The organism is Niallia taxi (assembly GCF_032818155.1).
Classification (GTDB): domain Bacteria; phylum Bacillota; class Bacilli; order Bacillales; family Cytobacillaceae; genus Niallia; species Niallia taxi_A.
On the sequence record NZ_CP102589.1, the window covers coordinates 2,395,421 to 2,412,373 of the forward strand.

The following is a 16,953-nucleotide window of genomic DNA, read 5'->3' on the forward strand; positions in this document are numbered from 1 at the left end:
TGGAACTTAGCAGGAAAGGAGGAACATGTTATTCCTCCCTTCTTGCCTTACTTGTTTCTTGCTAATATTTCTTCTGCTTTTGTGCGGAACGTTTTTGCACCTGCATCAGGAGTGATTTTCTTGAATAGAATTTGTTCTGATACATCTTTTAGTGCCTTCATCACTTCGGCACTGCCTAGTGGGTCAGGTGGATCAGCCTTGCTTGCGTTTTGAGAAGCCATTTCCACATATTCAAAGATTTTCGTCTCTTCTTCCGTCAATTCTGGCTTGATTGCTTCCATGACTTTAGAAGATACAGGTACACCTCTGTCGCCTTTGATTAATTTGTTTGCTTCCACATCGTTTACGAAGAAGTCGATAAATTTAGCTGCTTCTTCTTTATGCTCTGAGCTTTTTGGAACAGAGAAATACATGCTTGGCTTCAAGAATAAAGCTGTATTATCTGCTTGCTCTGGTGGAAGATTTAACGAAAGCGGTGAATCCGTTAATTGAGCAAATCCTAAATATTGGTTTGACCAATTCCAAGTCATTGCCGCATTGCCCTTGACGATAAAGTCATCTTCCAGTCCTTTAACCTGTGCTTGCACATCTGGTGTTGGGAATGCCTTTGCATCAACTAAATCGAGCTGCATGTTGAAATAGTCCACAAATAGCTGGTCATCTTTATATGCCAAACCATTGCCTGCTTCATTATAGAAGCGCTCGCCCTGTGTTCTTAAATAATAAGGGAAAAAGACATCTGCCGGGTTCATGCCATTTGTGCCGTACTTGTCTGTTGATTTTTGCACATCTGTTGCCATTTGCACGAATTGATCCCATGTCCAAGCTTCATCATTAAGCTCAACACCAGAGTCTGTTAACATATCATCATTTGTAATAACAGACAGTACGTTAGAGCCTAAGTTAAAGCCATATAGATTGTCGCCGATTTTTCCGCCAGAAATGGTATTCTCATCAATCGAGCTGACATCAATCGTTCCGTCCTCTGTATACTTTGTTAAGTCCTCAAGCTGTCCTTTTTCCCCGTATTGAGAAAGATAGGCTGTATCCATCTGAATGATGTCAGGAAGCTGGTTAGCTGCAGCCATTGGCGCCAGCTTTTTCCAATAATCATCAAAGTTGGCAAACTCCGCTTCTATCTTTATATTTGGATGCGCCTTTTCGTACATTTCAATTACCTTCATTGTGTAGTCATGCCTTGGCTGGCCGCCCCACCATGCTACACGCAAAGTGATTTTGTCGTCTTTTCCGCCTGAAGTTTCTTTACCGCTTGAGCTGCAGGCTGCCAAAGAAAAAAGCAAGATAAAACTTAACGCTATAATGCCAAACTTCTTCATAAATTGCCCTCCTTTATTGAAAGTGCTTACATTATTAATTTAATGCATTTTCACCGGATTCGTAATGAAAAAAACAGACTTCGATGTGTAAATAACAGAGGTGATTAAAACGCTTTCATATTTTATTTAAGGTTTTTCTATATTCTGAAGGTGTGTAGCCTGTGTATTTCTTGAATACTTGGCTGAAATATTGTGGATTGTCACCAAAGCCAATCTGATCGGCCAAGGTCACCATTTTGACATCTTCCACATCTGTAATATAGGCAATAGCTTTTTCAATTCTCCATTTAGTCAAATAGGCAGAAAACCGTTCTCCAGTTTCTTGTTTAAATAACTTGCCTAAGTAGTCCGGATTCATATAAAGCATTTCATTTGCCACATTTTTAAGAGACAGCTCTGGATTAGCAAAATGTGTTTCGATAATATCGATTACTTTGCTAATAACAGATGATTGCTTTGATTGAAGGCGAGCTTTGTTTTTTTTCGCCAAAAGTGTAGCAACTGTATCCAAGTATTCCTTCATTTGCTGAACCGTCTTCATTGCCAGCAGCTCGGCAGTACCTGCATGCAAGTCCATCTGGTTTTCCCTATCAACCGTTTGAATAATCGTTTTGTAAAGCTGGATACAATAGGATTTAGTCTGATGAATGCCAAGCCGTTCCCGCCCCATTCGTTCAAATAGGTTATTTAGCTCTTTATGTGCTTCGTCCTCTATTCCAGCTTTAATCATGAGACAAACAGGCTGTTCGTCCATCACAAACTTTGGAGAACATTTTTGTGCTGTTTGCGGGTGAATATCTGTATTTGTAATAATTTTGCCTATTCCTACATAAAACTTGTGACCAATGTATTCAAGTGCGAGATTATATAAGGTTTTCACTGTCTCAACAGGACCTGGTCCGCTTAGTGCGACTGTCATTTCGACACAATGATTGAAAGTTAGCTCTTTTTGCATGGCTATAATCTTGTTTTTACATTCCTCTATCCCTGTCTCTGTATCCATTATGAAAATGGCATGCTTACCAATCACCGTATGGAGAACAAGATTTGGCAGAAAGTCTGCAGCAGTTTCGACTATTGATGATAATTGCTCATATGTTACGTCACCTTCCATTTCAATAAGCACAAGCATGACTTGGTGCATGCGGTCTGTAATGGCAAATAAATGCTCATAACGGGAGAAATCCTTTTTATCTCCTTTTCCTGTGAAGAGCTCTGACAATAGCTGCGCTTTCATAAATGGTTGGATTTTTTCTAAATTTTCCTCTAAAAGCAGAAATTTTTCTTGCTGTTGCTTCTTCTCTTCTAGCTCTTTAATGATGTCTTGAAGTGCAGCTGTTATTTTCTCTTCATTACATGGCTTTAACAAGTAGTTTTTAACACCATACAGCATCGCTTTCCTTGCATACTCAAACTCTCCAAAGCCTGACAGAAGAATGAAGCTAGTGGATGGGAACTCCTCATGAACTTTTTTGGCAAGTGCGATTCCATCCATTCCAGGCATCTTAATATCACTTATGACAATATCCGGTTTACAGGTCGATATTTTTTCGTATGCATCAATCCCATTCCTCGCTGTTGCCACAAGCTCTGTATTTAAAGAGCTCCAATTAATCACACTCGAAATGCCTTCTACAATAATTCTTTCATCATCTGCCAATAATACTTTATAGGTCATCTCTAACACCCCTTTGTAATAGGTAAAATGACTGTTACAGCTGTCCCTTTCTCATCAAGATTCTCTATTTGTAGACCATACTGTTCACCGAATCCTAATTTAATGCGTGTATCAATATTATTTAGACCAATTCCTGTGCCTTTCGGTTTAATAATGCCTTTTTTTATGTATTGAAGTGTATTAGGATCAATCCCTGGGCCATTATCCTCAACGCGGATGTGCAGATTGTTATCTACAACAACTGCTTCAAGCTTTATAATCGACATTTCCAGCGAAGGCTCTACTGCGTGTTGAAAGGAATTCTCCAGAAGCGGCTGGAGAGTTAATTTCGGGATAGAAACACACATTACAGATGCTGGAATATCCATCTGGAATTCGAGGCGATCTCCAAAACGATAATGTTGAATAGTCAAATAGCTTTGGACGATTTCCAGCTCCTTTTCCACTGTTATGATATCTTCATTGAAGTTAATGGAATTACGCATTAGATGTCCAAGTGCCTCGACCATACTGGAAATTTGCTGCTGCTTGTTGGTTTTGGCAAGCCAGTTGACCGATTCCAAAGTATTATAAAGAAAATGCGGATTGATTTGTGCTTGTAATGCCTTGAACTCTGTTTCCTTTACTAGTAATTGCTTTGAGAAATTTTCCTTTATCAGTTCATCTATGCGCTGAACCATCGTTTTAAAGTTCCGATAAAGGGTTCCTACCTCATCAACAGGCATTTCATCTACTTTAAGTGCTTGCACTGCCATAAAGTCGCCTTTTTGTACCTGCTGCATCGTCGTCGCAAGCCCCTCAATTGGGTTAGTAATTCTTTTTAAAAACTCGAATCCAATCGAAATTAACAAAATAAATAACAAGCTGAAAATAAGAATCATCGAATATTTGACTACTGTTATTTTTGAAAACATAGCGTTAAAGGGAATGACGTTCCAATAGGTCCAGTCTTCAAAATTAGTGGCAATATGATTAACAAAATATCTTTCTCCATTTATTTTTTCGATGCCATAGCCTTGCCCTTTTTTAGACTGAAAATAATATTCTGTTAAACCAGCCCTTTCTTTTTGTGAATAAAAGACTTGATTACTATTGGAGATGATAATATTGCCTCCTGCTTCTCCTTGTGATAAAGGAAGGCCTGTGACAATTTTATCTAGGTTAACCCGAATCACTAATTTACCTAATTTTTCGAAATTTAAGTTCTCATAGGAGCGAAGAAGACGAACAGATGTTAAAAATTCATTTACACCGTCCATTTCCAACCAATAATTTTTGCCTTCATATTGATCTGCTTGATATAGGGCCAGACGCTTTTCCTTTTCACCAAGCGGTTTGGAGCTGGAGCCTGCCAGAAACTCGCGGCCGCTCGAATCGTATATATAGATAGAGTGAATATATTTCTCTGAACTGACATAACTGGCCAATTCTTCCTCTAACTTTTGTTCTAACCGGTATATATCATAGTGTGTTACATTGCCTTGCAGCTCTTGCAGAGCAGATTGTATTTGCGGATCTACCGCAATATTAAAGCTCGCCTCTTCTACTCGTTCGAGCTGTTCTTCAATGCTGTTAGACGACATCATTAACACCTGCGACGATTTAGCATATATTTGTTCATCATAAAGAGAAAAGGCATATTGCAAACCTATTAATACAAGTGCAAGGGTGACAATCATCAACAGCGTGATGCGGATAAAGAGCTTAACATTAAGCTTGGAATTTTGATAGGTTGCTACTAATTTGGACCAAGTTTTTTTCATGTGAAAGCTCCCTTACCTTAAAAATTATTGGCGGGCCTCTTGGTTGCCTGTTTGGCTGCTGATGCTTTGGAATGCTTTAAGAGCAAATGCGGTCGTTATTACTGCAAACAAACTGCCGCTAAAGAAAATAATGACGGTAACATGAAGCAAGCTGACAAAAATGGCCCCCATACCGCCCGCCACTAAGCCAAGTGTATGAAATGGCTTTGTAAAGCCGATAAGAAAAGCATATTTAAAGGTGCTGACCAATGGAATATCATAGTGTACGTACACGGGAAATACAAACAATAGCAGTACAGTGAACACAAGCAGCAAGCTTAATAAAATAATGGCCATTATGGACGTTTCTTCGTTCATAGATTCAATGATTTTGAAGTCAACATAAAAAATAGCCGCTAACCCAAGCAGGATAAATCCAAGCAAATTTGCTTTCCGAAATTCCTGTTTAAAAGCGGCAAAAAAGCTGGAGAAAATGCGGATATCTGTGTTACCAAGCAGCCATTGTCTCGAAACACTGTACATAGCAACAGTAGAAGGTCCTATCCCAAATACAACCAAACCACAAAGTGTAAACACTCCCCATAGCAGATTAAGATATGCAAGCCTTGTTACCCATTCACAAAAACGGTAAATCCCATTCGCGACAAAATGATACATTGTGCTACCTCCCATATTCCATTAGTTTTGAAGCGCTTTCAAAAATATGTAATTTTCTGCTTTCTTTAAGTGTAATGAAAAATGGTGGCATAAGTGTGCAAAATAACAGATATTAGTGTATAAAAAACAGTGATTTATAGATTACTTGCATCGCTTCCTCTCTATTGCTAGTTAGGTTTGTACGGTTATATTATATAGTAAATCTACCATTTTTTGAAAGCTGTTCAAAAGAATATAGGGAAATAAACCCATTTTTTTCGCGTTATTCTTCGGTTTTGCATGCTTATCTACCAATGCTTATAAAAAAAGATGCCCGCAATAATTTGCGCAAGCATCATCCCTACTCTGTTATTTAAACCAGCCCTTCCTTCTAAACCACAAGATCATCATTACTCCCATTGCTGCCATGAAGGCAAGAGAAATATAATAGCCATAATGCCAAGTTAATTCTGGCATATGCTTAAAGTTCATTCCATAAATACCCGCAATGAATGTTAATGGGGAAAATATCGAGGTGATGATGGTGAGCACCTTCATCACATTATTTGTTTGATGGGAGTTCAAAGACAAATAGCTGTCGCGCATATCTGCCGTCATTTCTCTATTTGACATCACCATCTCTGAGAGCTTTAACAAGTGATCATAAATATCGGAAAAATACTCTCTTCGTTCCTTAATTCCGCCTAAATGATGAGAGTTAAGCATCCGGTATAATAAATCACGCATTGGATGCACAGTATGCCTTAAATTCAGCAGCATATACCTTACATCAAAAAGCTCCTCCATTAAATCGTTCATCGAAATATTTTGCGTATTATCTTCAATCTTATCGAGTTCGTCCTCTAAACTGTAGATAAGCGGAAAATAATTATCAACAATTTTATCCAGTATGTGATAAAACACATAATAGGGATCCCATTTTTCTGCATGCTGATGGGATAATAAATTGCTCCACACCTGCGTTACTTCGATTGTCGGTGAAAAATGAAAGGTGACAATTCCAGCATCACCAACAAACATATCAAGCTCTTCTTTTACGATTTCTTTCTCCTCAATACGCAAAATATGTGTGACATAAAAGGCATGATTTTCATAATAATCAAGCTTTGGTCGCTGTAAACGGTGAATGCAGTCCTCAACAGCAAGTGGATGAAAATGAAATGTTTCAGTAAGATGTCTGATTTCATCCTCTGTCGGTTCACTAAAGTCAACCCAGTACCATTTAAACTTACCGATATCGACATTATTTAAGGAACTACTTCCTTCTAATTTATTTTCATATGTAATGCCAATAATCTGAATCAAAAAAAACAGCTCCTTTGTCTGAACAGTTCCCGTTATGCTTATCGTTCCCGACAGGTCGAATTTTCATGAAAGTTAATATTCGTTTTAGCTGATTTGCTGATCATAGAAAAGTATGATAAAAGGCGTAATTATGACTAAAGAAAAATGAACCTATTATAGAGATTTCTATAATAGGTTCATTTTTCTTTTGGTTAATGTTATAAGCTTGCGTTCTACAAAAAGCGAGTTTGTTCAATAGAACTTTGTTTAGTTAATAATCAGCCTATTTCATTGAATAATATGGTTAACACTTAAATAGCTGAAAAACACTGCTTGACAAAAAAACAGGAGTCCCCAAATAAAAGCGGGGATGATTTTTGTCATTTCGGCAAGGCTTGTTGCATCTCCGGCCCTTTTCGGCCTTTTAATGCTCAAATAAAGGATTGTAAAAGCACTTTTAATGGATTCAGCAAACAAAATACATGTAAGGAGCTGGAGTATATGAACCTTTAGCATTGCGCTTCCATAAATCGAAAGCCATAGAAAAACGCTGCTTGCACAAACAATCCAAATAAAACCATAAAGATTTCTAATCCACAAAACTAATGCTGTTAAGCACAAACCTACATAAATAAATAACAGCATACCATAAGCTCCTATTGTTATCATCCAAATAGAAAAGAAGGAGAACGCAGATGCAAACACATACCCTGACAGTGTTGTGATGAATCTTGAAAACCAATTAGCATGCATAGTAAAGGCGAGGCCCTCTGTATTTGCAAACAAGTGAATTTTTTTGACTTTTCCTCCACAAATAATCGCCATTACTCCATGCCCTATTTCATGGATCAATGTTTGAATGACCGCAACATATTTTCCTAGTATGGGGATATGCAGAAGAACGACTGCGGCAAGTAAATATATTAGAAAGCTAGTTAATGTCATGATTGCTCCTCCTATATTAATAATGTCTGTGTTTTCTGTAATAAGTTGTACTCCCTTTAGCATTATAGCCGCTGATTCTTAATAAATCCTAAAATCTTAATTATTTTTGTGATTTATAAGCACGATTCCTATTTTGATGCTTTGTCCAAGCAAACTAGCTTTAAGCCACATTTAATAATATGAATAGCATGCAGAAGCAAAGGAATGATGATATTGAATTTACAGGAACTAAAAGGGTCCTATGATTTACTGCTCGGAATTGGCAGCTGGTGTGGACCTTCCTTGAATTTAAGAAGGCATAATTTACGGAGATTTGCCTTTCCCCTTGATTGGATGGTTTCCAACTCAGTTTCAGATGTGACTCGGTTATTTAACAACAAGTTTCAAGGCTTTATGGAATTCTCGAATCTTGTCCAGACAGAAGGAAGTTCCAGCTCTCTTGATGATGGTGTTGCAGTTATGCCCGCACAAGGCGGAACAGAACCAGTTAATGCGCACTTTATTTACGATACCTTTTATAATATCACCTCTGTTCATGATTTCCCGATTGTCCCTAATCAAGATTGGTCTGTTCATTATCCGGCTTACAAGGAAAAGCTGCAAAAGCGTATCTCCAGCCTTTTTGAAAAGTTGGCAAGTAGCCCGAAAGTGTTGTTTGTAAGATGGGGATTTGCTACACAAGAAGAGGCAGAAGCACTTTATGATGCCATTTCACACTATCGTAATGGGCTTCCGTTTAATCTGTTAATTATGCAGCCGGTAAGCATACAAACTGTTAGCGATATGCATTGGTCACATCCAAGTATATGTGCTGTTCAAGTGCCTTTAGAGGAGCCTAATAATGACGCTATTTGGGACGAGGTATACAGCGGACTGTCTGTTACTAGTTACTGGTCATAAACAAAACAAAGCTTTATAGCGATACTGCTATAAGGCTTTGTTTTGTAATCCTTTTATTTTCTTCACTACTTCATTCCCTTTCTGTAACCATCCCTTTTTGAAACCAACACGCAACTATTCTCAGGATTACTAACATCATAAGACTGGAACAAAAGCCTAACAGCCAATTCCAATGCAAATATTCTACTAAGGAGGTTGTCCTTTCAACGACAACACTATATGTCGGAATGATGAGCCCAAATACCAAAAAGTGGACAATTACCCTTAATTTATTCGTTCCTTGCGGATAATGAAGGATAAATAGCATTCCTATAGTTGGAAAAATCATATAATGAAGCGAAAAACTTAAATCGGTGGCGAATGGAAATTCTCTATAGGGAAATTTGACGAGATGCAGTTTAATTTGAATGAATTCATAAACCCATGCAATGGACTGTGAGCACAGAAAAACCATTTGGGCTAGTCGTTTATTGCTTTTTCGGAAATAGCGAAATAATACTATAAGTGCAGCTGACCATAAAATGAGTAATATCCAAGCCTCTTTTTGCATGGTTTTCACCCTAATCCTTTTTTAAACCATTGATAATAAGTATGACTTAAAAATAATACAAATATAACACTTGAGTAGCTCCAATACCATTGCCATTGATGATATTCTACCAACTTTGTATAGCGTTCAAGCATAAATTCAATGGCAGTGAAAAAACCGGCAATCACAAGATAATATAATACTTGAAACAGAAGCTTTTTTGTTTCTGGGTAATGAAAATTAAAAAGTATGGCCGTTAATGGAAACAAAAAAAACTCAAAATATATACTCGACTTATAATCATGATTATCATCTGGGAGTAATTGAATGGGATATTCGATCCATTTCATTTCCACAACCAACAATCCTGTCGGCCATGTTATGAATTGGATAACCAGATATAAAATGAAGGCATCCCTCGCTTTTTCTTTCGGGATGAATCTCCATGCAATGATGATACTAATAACAAGTATGCTGGCTAAAATGAATCGATCCACCACCACCAAAAACAATCACCTCAAATGCTTTGCATACTGTTAGCTTACCCAATAAGTTAAAACCTAGTATCTTGTTTATCATAATACAAACCCCTGCATTAGCAGGGGTTCATAATTAACTTTTCTATTCTTTAAACAGCTGAGCCTATGATTCTCTAAATGCTTATTTAATCCGAATTGTTTGGCCAATACTAAGCTTTGTTGCGTTTACATTTGGATTAAGCTTCTCTAATGTTCCATGATCAATGTTCAATCTTTCTTCAATATCCCAAAGTGTATCTCCTGATTTAATTTTATAGGTTGAAACGGCTGCTTTTTTCTTTAAATTGAATGCTCTTTCAAGTCCTTTAACATGTCCTGCTGCAACGGCATTAAGAAATTCATCGTTTTTCAAAAGGGTTGCATCCTTGCGTGTGTCGATAAATAAGCTTTCTGTTAAAATGGCGTCCATATTAGACTCACGTAATACATGCAGATCGGATGCTTTTGTACCTCTGTCTACGATGTTGTAAGCTGCTAACTCATCCATAATAGCATTATGAATGGTCGCATGAATTTTGCCTGTTCTGCTTGAAATAGCAAGTGTATTGTAGCGGTAGTCCTCATACCCTGTTCCGCCGCCTGCATTGATATGAACCGATAATAAAAAGTCTGCATTCCAATTATTAGCAGCATTTGTACGTTGAGTGAGCGATAATGTTTTATCTGTCGTGCGGCTCATCCGCACCTCAACATCTTCATATCCTTGAAGCAAGCTTTGAATCTTTTTGGCGATTGTTAAAGTCAAATCCTTTTCCAGTAATCCATTTCCAACAGCTCCAGAATCAGTTCCACCATGCCCTGGATCAATAAAAATTTTTGTCATACTAACCATCTCCTTTATAGAACTAGTGAGTATGAACCGTCTAAAAGGTAAATATAGTTATAAAGACTCTTTCCTTTCATCGGTCAACTAATATCAGTGTATGGAGACCAGATGATTTTCGTGACAAATGGTAGTACTGACTTCTTGTCGGGAGAAATACAGTTGCTTACGGCATATATTTAGTTGAGTTAGAAAGTTAATTTTTTTCGACATTTAAACTTAAATAATTAATAAATACAATTGAACTGGACTTCATTTATTGTTCATTTGCTTCACTTTTTTGTTCCTCTTTTTTTATGTATGCATACAGAAAAGCTGTCACTGTTTGAATCACTAAGAATACCGGGATGGAATGAATGAGCTTGTAGCCGTTTTGTAATGTGATGATATGCAGGATCGTAAACACAAATTGGGCACCGATCCCGATACCAACCCACCCTATAATGTAAAGCAAGCTCATTACACCTCTTATCTTCAATACCTCATAAAAGTAATTAAAGCAGTAACCGAATGGAACAAACAACAGATAATAAACCAAATCAAACAGTTCAAAATGATTTGTATCATTGACCTTGTAGTAATCAAGCAGACCGCCACCAATACTGAAATCAAACAGAACACCAATGGTAAACCCCCACACAATGCTTAATACAGTCAATTCTGTTGATAATCTCTTAGGCAATATTGCCATGATGGCATAGGAAACACCGATAAAAATAAGCAATGCTATTTCATTCGTATCAAAAGTTCCAATTAGTTTCATGTCATATTACCCTCTTTTTGTATAGTTGCTACATAAAAATAATGGATGACTAAAACTGCACAAAAATACAGGACGAAATATAGATAGTCAAAAATAAGATTCCAATGCTTCATCTCTATAATGTCCCCTGCTAATGCAAGTAAAATAAACGCAAATAAACAGAAAGCACCACCAAAGGTGACAATGATTGTTTTTAGCTTCGTAGTGTTTGTCTGAATGATGTTTATATAGATAATTGCAGCTAGGGGAACGATGACACTGCGAAAAATCAAAAAAGATAGATAGTCTCCCGTACTTTTTGAGATGGATACTAAAATAAGCTCCTCGTAAATAATCCAATTCCAATGAATACTTATGACAAGCATAATTAAAAAAATAATCATATTTTCAGCTTTAGAAATTACTTTTGGTTGGATATAGAAGATGGCTGCAAACAGCCAAGCGAAACAGAAAAAAATAACAAAGAACATACTTCTCACCCACTAAGCATTTTTTTTAGCTTTTCCGCACCTTGCTTTTGCTATACAGCCACTAAGAAATTTCACCTATGCTTCCTCTCCTCCTATCAGACAAGCCCGAACAAATGGTTACAATTCAACATATTGTAATTAAGAGGACTAAGGAAGGTGTGATACGATGGATTGGAAAAAATATTTAATCATTGCAACTTCAGCTTTCTTTATTATTTTATTGGGAATCGGTGCATTCTTGTATTCAAATTCAAAGCCCGCAGCTGTCGCTGACAGTACTGATGCCACTGGCAATGTTTGCACAGAAAATCAGTCTGACCAACAAAACACAGAGCAAACCAGTGCAAACTTATCTGTTACGGATAACATTCAAAACAATGTAAGTGGTGAAGCGAAAGCAGACATTGAGAGTGCGATAAAAAACGAAGTAGACAATCAAGATGCAGAAATACAAAATAGTTTAACAAACTCTATCAGCAATCAAGCAGAAGTTACACTTACAAATAAACTAGAGAGTCTTTTAAATGGTACGCTGACTGGTTCTTTGAATAACAGCATTCATAATTTAGGTAACTGGCAACGGTCAAACTAAAAATTGAAAATAATCTAATTAATAACATCCAGCTTATGTTAATGTAGACGTGAGAAATGATAATACAACAACTGGCAAGCCTTTACAAACGGAGGATTCTAGTGAGGAGCAAGCTACTGAAGAAGAAGCAACTAATGAAAACAATAATTCCTCGGAAGAAAAGCCTGTTATATTTGGGGAATTGATTCAACTAGTGAAGCAACAAAAGAGTTTTATCAATGTGTTATCGAGAACTTAGGAAACCCAAAAGTTGTGGCACGCTATTTAGGTCATAATGTAGGCGTTTCAGCAGGCTTAACAAGTGGACAGATTGACTTATTTCATGAAAATGATGCAGATGTTTTGCTCATCCACAATGGCTTTAATGACGCTACAGGATATGACAATGGTGTAAATGAAGCAAAAGAGGTAATTGATCTGGCAAATGAACTAGGAGCACCCGATGGGGTTGCTATATTTGCAGATATAGAGCCAACATATCCTGTTGATGCTGCTTTTATTGAAGGCTGGTATGATGAAATAAAGGCGTATAATTTTGAGCCAGGCATCTATAGCGTTTTTGACAGTGGCAGTGACTTAGTGAATACGTTCTAACCAAGCGCTGAAAACAAACAGGAAATTAAGGATAACACATTTATTTGGTCAGCATCACCAAGTATTGGCGTATCAATGGAAGAAAATGCACCTGACTTTGATGTGGATGCACCAGAGGGCGCAATGGCATATGGCTGGCAGTATGGAATTGATGCAGAAACATGCAATATTGATACTAATTTGTTTGACAGCAAATTTAACAGACGTGTTGTGGAGTGCATAAAATAAACTGGCACGAAATAAAATCGTACAAGTTTTTTCTGCGTATTCCTAGCTTCGTATGTAATTAAAATACTCTCAACATTTTGGCTATTTTTAAAAAATGAATAGACTAATGAACGGAATTAATATAAGCTACGAAAGGTGCGTCTTTTCTCATAAAAGGAACAAAAAAATAGCTATAGAAATAGGCACTGTCTTTTCACATTAATTATCAACAATGATGTATGTGAGAAATATGGTCATTAGTCTTTAGATGCATGTGAATCACCTCACTTCTGACTATAATAAAGAAGTGAAATCGAAAAATAAGGGGGGGGAATATGAGAGTTTATTTAATTATGACACAAATTGTTTATGTGCTTTGCCTTATACCTTGGCTGCCTATTTGGGGTCTTTCATTCATGAGCTTTGACGGTGGTTTCAGCTTTTATAATATTTTATTTGTTCTTATTATTAGTTTATATCCAGTTGCCGTTATTGCTTGTACGATTCTTTCCTGGATATTCAGGAAAAAAAGAAAAACAGCAGCAATTATCATTAACCTGATACCGATGCTGTGGGTAGTTGGCTTAACACTCGTTTTATTTACATTTAGGTTCTCCTAAAAGGGTCTTGCTTAAGACCCTTTTTTTATGTATTTCCAGTTGCTTCGATTTAGTACTTCCTTCCAAACAACCTTAGCCCTTCATAAGGATAGTTAACACATTATTGTACATACTATCATTACAAATAGTTAGGGGAGGAAGACAATGAATAATTTCTTAGGAGCTATGCTGGCAAAAGCAAAAAATACCTTTATGCAGACAGCAGAATCTGTTCAAATTCAGCAAGAACCCACTGTTTCTGTCATAGAGCTAGCAGAATTTATTGAAAAACATGCAGATTCAAAAATGGTTAGCCAGTTTTTATTAGAAGACTTTTATTATTTTTATGAGTTACAGGCAGAAGGAATCAATTATTACTTAGAGAAAAAACGTGATTATATCCTGCAGCTGGATGCTTCCAAAGAGGATCAAATCCTTGTTTCCTATCGATCTTATCGCGATAAGGAACATATACAGAAGCTGTTTTCGTTTCCTTCCGCCCATAAGCAATGACCTATTAACACTGTTATCTGCGACGATGAGACCTTTTTTGCTTCGGACAATTCATATCTGTCCGCAATTTCATAAAGCCAGAAATAAGTCTTGCTGTACTGCCTTCATGCGTCCTTTCAGTCCTTTTACTTTGAACACATTCAATTAACTGCTTGTCACATCTGCAGCTAGAGCCGAATCGTGCTACACAGTCGTCATGCTGCTTGCAGCATGAATCCACATAGTTTATTGGTGCACCAGGACCACTGCAACCAGGTCCGCAATATCGATAGCCTCCTGGCAGGCAAAATCCTCTGTTTCGTTTCGTCCTTTTCATTTTTTCACCTTCCATAAAAGCTTCTATTAACATATTATGGATTTAGAGAATAAAAGTATGGTTTAAAACCTAAAACAAAAAAAATCACTTACGATTTGTTTGTATAGCCGTTTAGCGTACAAACATCATAAGTGATTGTTTTTTTATTGTTTTTGGAAAATAGTAGATATAATTTTGTTTGTTGACATGGAGCTGTCAATTTTATATGAGCCTGGTTTCAAGTATTTTTCGACGCCTTTTTTCTCTACTTCTTTAGAGAATTCAAAGCCGCTCATTTTGATGATGTCAGCATCCTTCAATGCATTACCAACATCAATACTTGTCATTCCGTTTGATACGTAAATTGCAGTGCGGTACACTACATCACCATTGCTCTCTTTGCTTTCACTTGCTTTTTCTTCAGCAGCATCGACTTTTTTCTGCCAATCTGATTCTGCTTTCTCAGCAGCTTCCTTTGTTTGAACTACATATCCTGAGGATGAAAGTATATTTTGCATCTCTTCGACAGTCGGTGTTGTTTCAACACCTTCTGTGCTCTCCTCTGTTGCAGTCGTGTTTGTAGCTGTAGTTTCTGCTGCTTTTGGTGCATCTTCTTTTGTGACAAAATAAGCAACGCTGCTGACTGATGCTGCTAATAGTAAACCTGCTGCAAAACTGCTGATGATACTAGGCTTCATTTACAACAGGTCTCCTTTCGTCCTTCTCCATAATAAAAGGAGCAAGCATTTTTTCCACTTGTTCTACTGGAAGCTTCTTTTGGCCAGCAATACTTTCAATAGAATATTTGCGACGATGCAAATCTAAAACTTCTCTTAATTTAACGCGATCAGCTGAAGATAAACGTACGCCAGTTTCTTTTTCAATAATCTCTATATCGAGCTCTAGATTGCGCACTTGTGTTTGCAGCTGTGTCAATTCTTCTGTCACAGAAAGGTGAATCATATCGATTTCTCTTTGTTCTGCTTTAGCTGTTCTTCGGCTTCTGATTGTTGAAGCAATCAACAGCAATAGTGCTGCACCAAATAAAATGGCTAATGTCCATTCCATTACTATCAGATCCTCCCTCTTGTTAGAATCTACTATTCTAAAAGTCTATTATACATGCTTTTCTGATATTTTTCGATTATATTCTACAAAATTCCTCCGTTAGTAAGATAAGATTATCCAATAAAAAGGAATTCAAGCTTGATATATAGGTATTTTCAACCTGCGCATATGGATAAAAAAGGATATTTATAGTCTAAACGCCTCTTTTATTTCCCCATACTAAAGCATGAAGCTGTGGAAGAACACGGACAGCATTCATTTCTTTTGTATTCATTGTTATATCGATAAGCCATTCATACTTTGCTAAAAGCTTTCGAAGCAATTCTTCATTATTGCCATTTGTAATATCATCATTTCCGACCTGCAAATAAAATGGTACTTGTGGGTAACGATTATGCACTTGTTTCGCATATTCGTAATCAGCCTCATTAAATACAACTACCTTTAAACTGAACACATTATTTTTTTCTGTTAGCCTCTCAATGATATCATCTAAAATGGCGAAGTTGGTATTCATCCCAGAGCTTGGCGGCTTAGGTGAAATCGTCAAATCATCAATTTGCCAGAACCAATCCTGCCATTTGCTTCCTTGTGTTTCCAATGCCAATTGGATCTTCTTCTTCTTAGCCAATTCAATAAAATGGATAAGATTTGTCAGAAGCGCTGGATTCCCTCCTGAAATGGTGACATGGTCAAAGCAATCTCCACCTATTTCATAAAGTCGGTCCCATATCTCCTCTGCTGTCATGAGGACGATGTCATCCTTGCCAGTGCCATCCCATGTAAAAGCAGAATCACACCATGAGCAGCGGTAATCGCACCCGGCAGTGCGGATAAACATTGTTTTTCGGCCGACAACCATTCCTTCTCCTTGTATTGTCGGTCCGAAAATTTCAAGCACCGGTATTTTGCTCATCCCATCCATTCCCTTCTTGCTTCTGCAAAACTCGTTGGTGTTTCATAAAGCTTTATATATTCTACTCTTAATTGCTGAATGTCATTGTTGTATTGCTTTAACTCAAGCTTCAATTTTTCATACATCCACACAACCATATTTTCTGCGGTTGTGTTCATGCTTGGAAGTGTTTCATTTAAGTAGCGATGGTCCAAATAAATTTCGATTTTATCCTTCCAAATGGTTTTTAAGTCACCAAAATCGATAACAAGCCCGATTTCATTCGTCAATCCGCTTACTGCTAAAATAACCTTATAAGTGTGCCCATGAAGGTTTTTGCATTTTCCTTCATAGCAATGAAGATGGTGTGCTGCATCAAAAGTAAATTCCTTTGAAATCAATACTCTTTTTTGATGGTAGTTAAGCTCTTCTTTTTTTATGTCTTTACCGAATTTCTGCAGGTTTTCCACGATTTTAAAGCCGAAGAAGTTTGTATCCATCA

General features: G+C 37.1%; 23 protein-coding genes. 7 read left to right on the forward strand and 16 right to left on the reverse strand.

Annotated elements, in window-relative coordinates:
• Positions 1–47 precede the first annotated feature (47 nt).
• The 6 genes from NQZ71_RS11875 to NQZ71_RS11900 all read right to left on the reverse strand — a co-directional run bounded on the left by NQZ71_RS11875 (position 48) and on the right by NQZ71_RS11900 (position 7,664).
• Positions 48–1,337 carry an ABC transporter substrate-binding protein gene (locus tag NQZ71_RS11875; protein WP_317010684.1) on the reverse strand — a complete coding sequence of 430 codons (1,290 nt, stop codon included), beginning with the start codon at positions 1,335–1,337 and terminating at the stop codon, positions 48–50.
• 115 nt (positions 1,338–1,452) lie between these two features.
• Complete coding sequence (locus NQZ71_RS11880) at positions 1,453–3,015, reverse strand: response regulator (protein WP_317010685.1); 1,563 nt, start codon at positions 3,013–3,015, stop codon at positions 1,453–1,455.
• 2 nt (positions 3,016–3,017) lie between these two features.
• Positions 3,018–4,778, reverse strand: a complete 1,761-nt coding sequence (locus tag NQZ71_RS11885) for a cache domain-containing sensor histidine kinase (protein WP_317010686.1) — start codon at positions 4,776–4,778, stop codon at positions 3,018–3,020.
• Positions 4,779–4,802: 24 nt separating this feature from the next.
• Positions 4,803–5,435, reverse strand: a complete 633-nt coding sequence (locus NQZ71_RS11890; protein ID WP_186304090.1) for a YesL family protein — start codon at positions 5,433–5,435, stop codon at positions 4,803–4,805.
• A 348-nt stretch (positions 5,436–5,783) separates the two neighbouring features.
• Positions 5,784–6,740 (reverse strand): magnesium/cobalt transporter CorA, encoded by a 957-nt coding sequence (gene corA / locus NQZ71_RS11895; RefSeq protein WP_144455846.1) that lies wholly within the window; start codon positions 6,738–6,740, stop codon positions 5,784–5,786.
• A 267-nt stretch (positions 6,741–7,007) separates the two neighbouring features.
• Positions 7,008–7,664: a M50 family metallopeptidase gene (locus tag NQZ71_RS11900; RefSeq protein WP_317010687.1), complete on the reverse strand. Its 657-nt coding sequence runs from the start codon at positions 7,662–7,664 to the stop codon at positions 7,008–7,010.
• A 204-nt stretch (positions 7,665–7,868) separates the two neighbouring features.
• Here NQZ71_RS11900 and NQZ71_RS11905 point away from each other — a divergent pair, with 204 nt between their 5' ends.
• Positions 7,869–8,564 (forward strand): DUF1796 family putative cysteine peptidase, encoded by a 696-nt coding sequence (locus NQZ71_RS11905; protein WP_144455850.1) that lies wholly within the window; start codon positions 7,869–7,871, stop codon positions 8,562–8,564.
• A gap of 70 nt (positions 8,565–8,634) precedes the next feature.
• Here NQZ71_RS11905 and NQZ71_RS11910 read toward each other — a convergent pair whose 3' ends face one another.
• The 5 genes from NQZ71_RS11910 to NQZ71_RS11930 all read right to left on the reverse strand — a co-directional run bounded on the left by NQZ71_RS11910 (position 8,635) and on the right by NQZ71_RS11930 (position 11,688).
• Positions 8,635–9,114 (reverse strand): CBO0543 family protein, encoded by a 480-nt coding sequence (locus NQZ71_RS11910; RefSeq protein ID WP_144455852.1) that lies wholly within the window; start codon positions 9,112–9,114, stop codon positions 8,635–8,637.
• Positions 9,115–9,119: 5 nt separating this feature from the next.
• The gene (locus NQZ71_RS11915; protein ID WP_144455854.1) at positions 9,120–9,596 is read right to left on the reverse strand and encodes a CBO0543 family protein; all 477 of its coding nucleotides are present in this window, start codon (positions 9,594–9,596) and stop codon (positions 9,120–9,122) included.
• 157 nt (positions 9,597–9,753) lie between these two features.
• Entirely contained in the window at positions 9,754–10,455 is a 702-nt protein-coding gene (locus NQZ71_RS11920) for an N-acetylmuramoyl-L-alanine amidase (protein WP_186304092.1), read from the reverse strand.
• A gap of 256 nt (positions 10,456–10,711) precedes the next feature.
• Positions 10,712–11,218, reverse strand: coding sequence for a hypothetical protein (locus NQZ71_RS11925; protein WP_275007610.1), 507 nt, complete (start codon positions 11,216–11,218; stop codon positions 10,712–10,714).
• Complete coding sequence (locus NQZ71_RS11930) at positions 11,215–11,688, reverse strand: hypothetical protein (RefSeq protein WP_144455860.1); 474 nt, start codon at positions 11,686–11,688, stop codon at positions 11,215–11,217. The genes NQZ71_RS11925 and NQZ71_RS11930 overlap by 4 nt, the downstream gene beginning before the upstream one ends.
• 166 nt (positions 11,689–11,854) lie before the next feature.
• Between NQZ71_RS11930 and NQZ71_RS11935 the strand changes: the two genes are divergently transcribed.
• From NQZ71_RS11935 to NQZ71_RS11960, 6 genes are all read left to right on the forward strand, one after another.
• Entirely contained in the window at positions 11,855–12,280 is a 426-nt protein-coding gene (locus NQZ71_RS11935; protein WP_317010688.1) for a hypothetical protein, read from the forward strand.
• 49 nt (positions 12,281–12,329) lie between these two features.
• A complete protein-coding gene (locus NQZ71_RS11940; RefSeq protein ID WP_260053857.1) occupies positions 12,330–12,518 on the forward strand; it encodes a hypothetical protein in 189 nt (62 codons plus the stop codon).
• A gap of 14 nt (positions 12,519–12,532) precedes the next feature.
• Positions 12,533–12,874 carry a glycoside hydrolase domain-containing protein gene (locus NQZ71_RS11945; RefSeq protein WP_317010689.1) on the forward strand — a complete coding sequence of 114 codons (342 nt, stop codon included), beginning with the start codon at positions 12,533–12,535 and terminating at the stop codon, positions 12,872–12,874.
• 75 nt (positions 12,875–12,949) lie between these two features.
• The gene (locus NQZ71_RS11950; RefSeq protein ID WP_275007606.1) at positions 12,950–13,102 is read left to right on the forward strand and encodes a hypothetical protein; all 153 of its coding nucleotides are present in this window, start codon (positions 12,950–12,952) and stop codon (positions 13,100–13,102) included.
• Between the two features lie 314 nt (positions 13,103–13,416).
• Positions 13,417–13,701, forward strand: coding sequence for a hypothetical protein (locus NQZ71_RS11955; protein WP_144455867.1), 285 nt, complete (start codon positions 13,417–13,419; stop codon positions 13,699–13,701).
• Between the two features lie 144 nt (positions 13,702–13,845).
• Entirely contained in the window at positions 13,846–14,193 is a 348-nt protein-coding gene (locus tag NQZ71_RS11960) for a hypothetical protein (protein WP_144455869.1), read from the forward strand.
• Positions 14,194–14,206: 13 nt separating this feature from the next.
• On the opposite strand, the gene NQZ71_RS11965 is transcribed toward NQZ71_RS11960, so the two are convergent.
• The 5 genes from NQZ71_RS11965 to queD form a co-directional block, all read right to left on the reverse strand.
• A complete protein-coding gene (locus NQZ71_RS11965) occupies positions 14,207–14,509 on the reverse strand; it encodes a phospholipase A2 family protein (protein ID WP_317010690.1) in 303 nt (100 codons plus the stop codon).
• A 143-nt stretch (positions 14,510–14,652) separates the two neighbouring features.
• Positions 14,653–15,186, reverse strand: coding sequence for a TroA family protein (locus NQZ71_RS11970; protein WP_317010691.1), 534 nt, complete (start codon positions 15,184–15,186; stop codon positions 14,653–14,655).
• On the reverse strand, positions 15,176–15,556 hold the full coding sequence (locus NQZ71_RS11975; RefSeq protein WP_144455875.1) for a hypothetical protein: 381 nt from the start codon (positions 15,554–15,556) through the stop codon (positions 15,176–15,178). The genes NQZ71_RS11970 and NQZ71_RS11975 overlap by 11 nt, the downstream gene beginning before the upstream one ends.
• Before the next feature lie 193 nt (positions 15,557–15,749).
• Entirely contained in the window at positions 15,750–16,472 is a 723-nt protein-coding gene (gene queE / locus NQZ71_RS11980) for a 7-carboxy-7-deazaguanine synthase QueE (protein ID WP_317010692.1), read from the reverse strand.
• Positions 16,469–16,951 carry a 6-carboxytetrahydropterin synthase QueD gene (queD, locus tag NQZ71_RS11985; RefSeq protein WP_144455970.1) on the reverse strand — a complete coding sequence of 161 codons (483 nt, stop codon included), beginning with the start codon at positions 16,949–16,951 and terminating at the stop codon, positions 16,469–16,471. The genes queE and queD overlap by 4 nt, the downstream gene beginning before the upstream one ends.
• Positions 16,952–16,953 lie beyond the last annotated feature (2 nt).

What these genes read in the sequence shown, in the direction of transcription:
- NQZ71_RS11875 (WP_317010684.1), bottom strand. Translation starts at nt 1,337, where the DNA reads ATGAAGAAGTTTGGCATTATAGCGTTAAGTTTTATCTTGCTTTTTTCT.
- NQZ71_RS11885 (WP_317010686.1), bottom strand. Translation starts at nt 4,778, where the DNA reads ATGAAAAAAACTTGGTCCAAATTAGTAGCAACCTATCAAAATTCCAAG.
- NQZ71_RS11925 (WP_275007610.1), bottom strand. Translation starts at nt 11,218, where the DNA reads ATGAAACTAATTGGAACTTTTGATACGAATGAAATAGCATTGCTTATT.
- NQZ71_RS11970 (WP_317010691.1), bottom strand. Translation starts at nt 15,186, where the DNA reads ATGAAGCCTAGTATCATCAGCAGTTTTGCAGCAGGTTTACTATTAGCA.
- NQZ71_RS11950 (WP_275007606.1), top strand. Translation starts at nt 12,950, where the DNA reads ATGGAAGAAAATGCACCTGACTTTGATGTGGATGCACCAGAGGGCGCA.
- NQZ71_RS11955 (WP_144455867.1), top strand. Translation starts at nt 13,417, where the DNA reads ATGAGAGTTTATTTAATTATGACACAAATTGTTTATGTGCTTTGCCTT.
- NQZ71_RS11880 (WP_317010685.1), bottom strand. Translation starts at nt 3,015, where the DNA reads ATGACCTATAAAGTATTATTGGCAGATGATGAAAGAATTATTGTAGAA.
- NQZ71_RS11920 (WP_186304092.1), bottom strand. Translation starts at nt 10,455, where the DNA reads ATGACAAAAATTTTTATTGATCCAGGGCATGGTGGAACTGATTCTGGA.
- NQZ71_RS11930 (WP_144455860.1), bottom strand. Translation starts at nt 11,688, where the DNA reads ATGTTCTTTGTTATTTTTTTCTGTTTCGCTTGGCTGTTTGCAGCCATC.
- NQZ71_RS11960 (WP_144455869.1), top strand. Translation starts at nt 13,846, where the DNA reads ATGAATAATTTCTTAGGAGCTATGCTGGCAAAAGCAAAAAATACCTTT.
- NQZ71_RS11905 (WP_144455850.1), top strand. Translation starts at nt 7,869, where the DNA reads ATGATGATATTGAATTTACAGGAACTAAAAGGGTCCTATGATTTACTG.
- NQZ71_RS11900 (WP_317010687.1), bottom strand. Translation starts at nt 7,664, where the DNA reads ATGACATTAACTAGCTTTCTAATATATTTACTTGCCGCAGTCGTTCTT.
- queE (WP_317010692.1), bottom strand. Translation starts at nt 16,472, where the DNA reads ATGAGCAAAATACCGGTGCTTGAAATTTTCGGACCGACAATACAAGGA.
- NQZ71_RS11910 (WP_144455852.1), bottom strand. Translation starts at nt 9,114, where the DNA reads ATGCAAAAAGAGGCTTGGATATTACTCATTTTATGGTCAGCTGCACTT.
- NQZ71_RS11975 (WP_144455875.1), bottom strand. Translation starts at nt 15,556, where the DNA reads ATGGAATGGACATTAGCCATTTTATTTGGTGCAGCACTATTGCTGTTG.
- NQZ71_RS11935 (WP_317010688.1), top strand. Translation starts at nt 11,855, where the DNA reads ATGGATTGGAAAAAATATTTAATCATTGCAACTTCAGCTTTCTTTATT.
- queD (WP_144455970.1), bottom strand. Translation starts at nt 16,951, where the DNA reads ATGGATACAAACTTCTTCGGCTTTAAAATCGTGGAAAACCTGCAGAAA.
- NQZ71_RS11965 (WP_317010690.1), bottom strand. Translation starts at nt 14,509, where the DNA reads ATGAAAAGGACGAAACGAAACAGAGGATTTTGCCTGCCAGGAGGCTAT.
- NQZ71_RS11890 (WP_186304090.1), bottom strand. Translation starts at nt 5,435, where the DNA reads ATGTATCATTTTGTCGCGAATGGGATTTACCGTTTTTGTGAATGGGTA.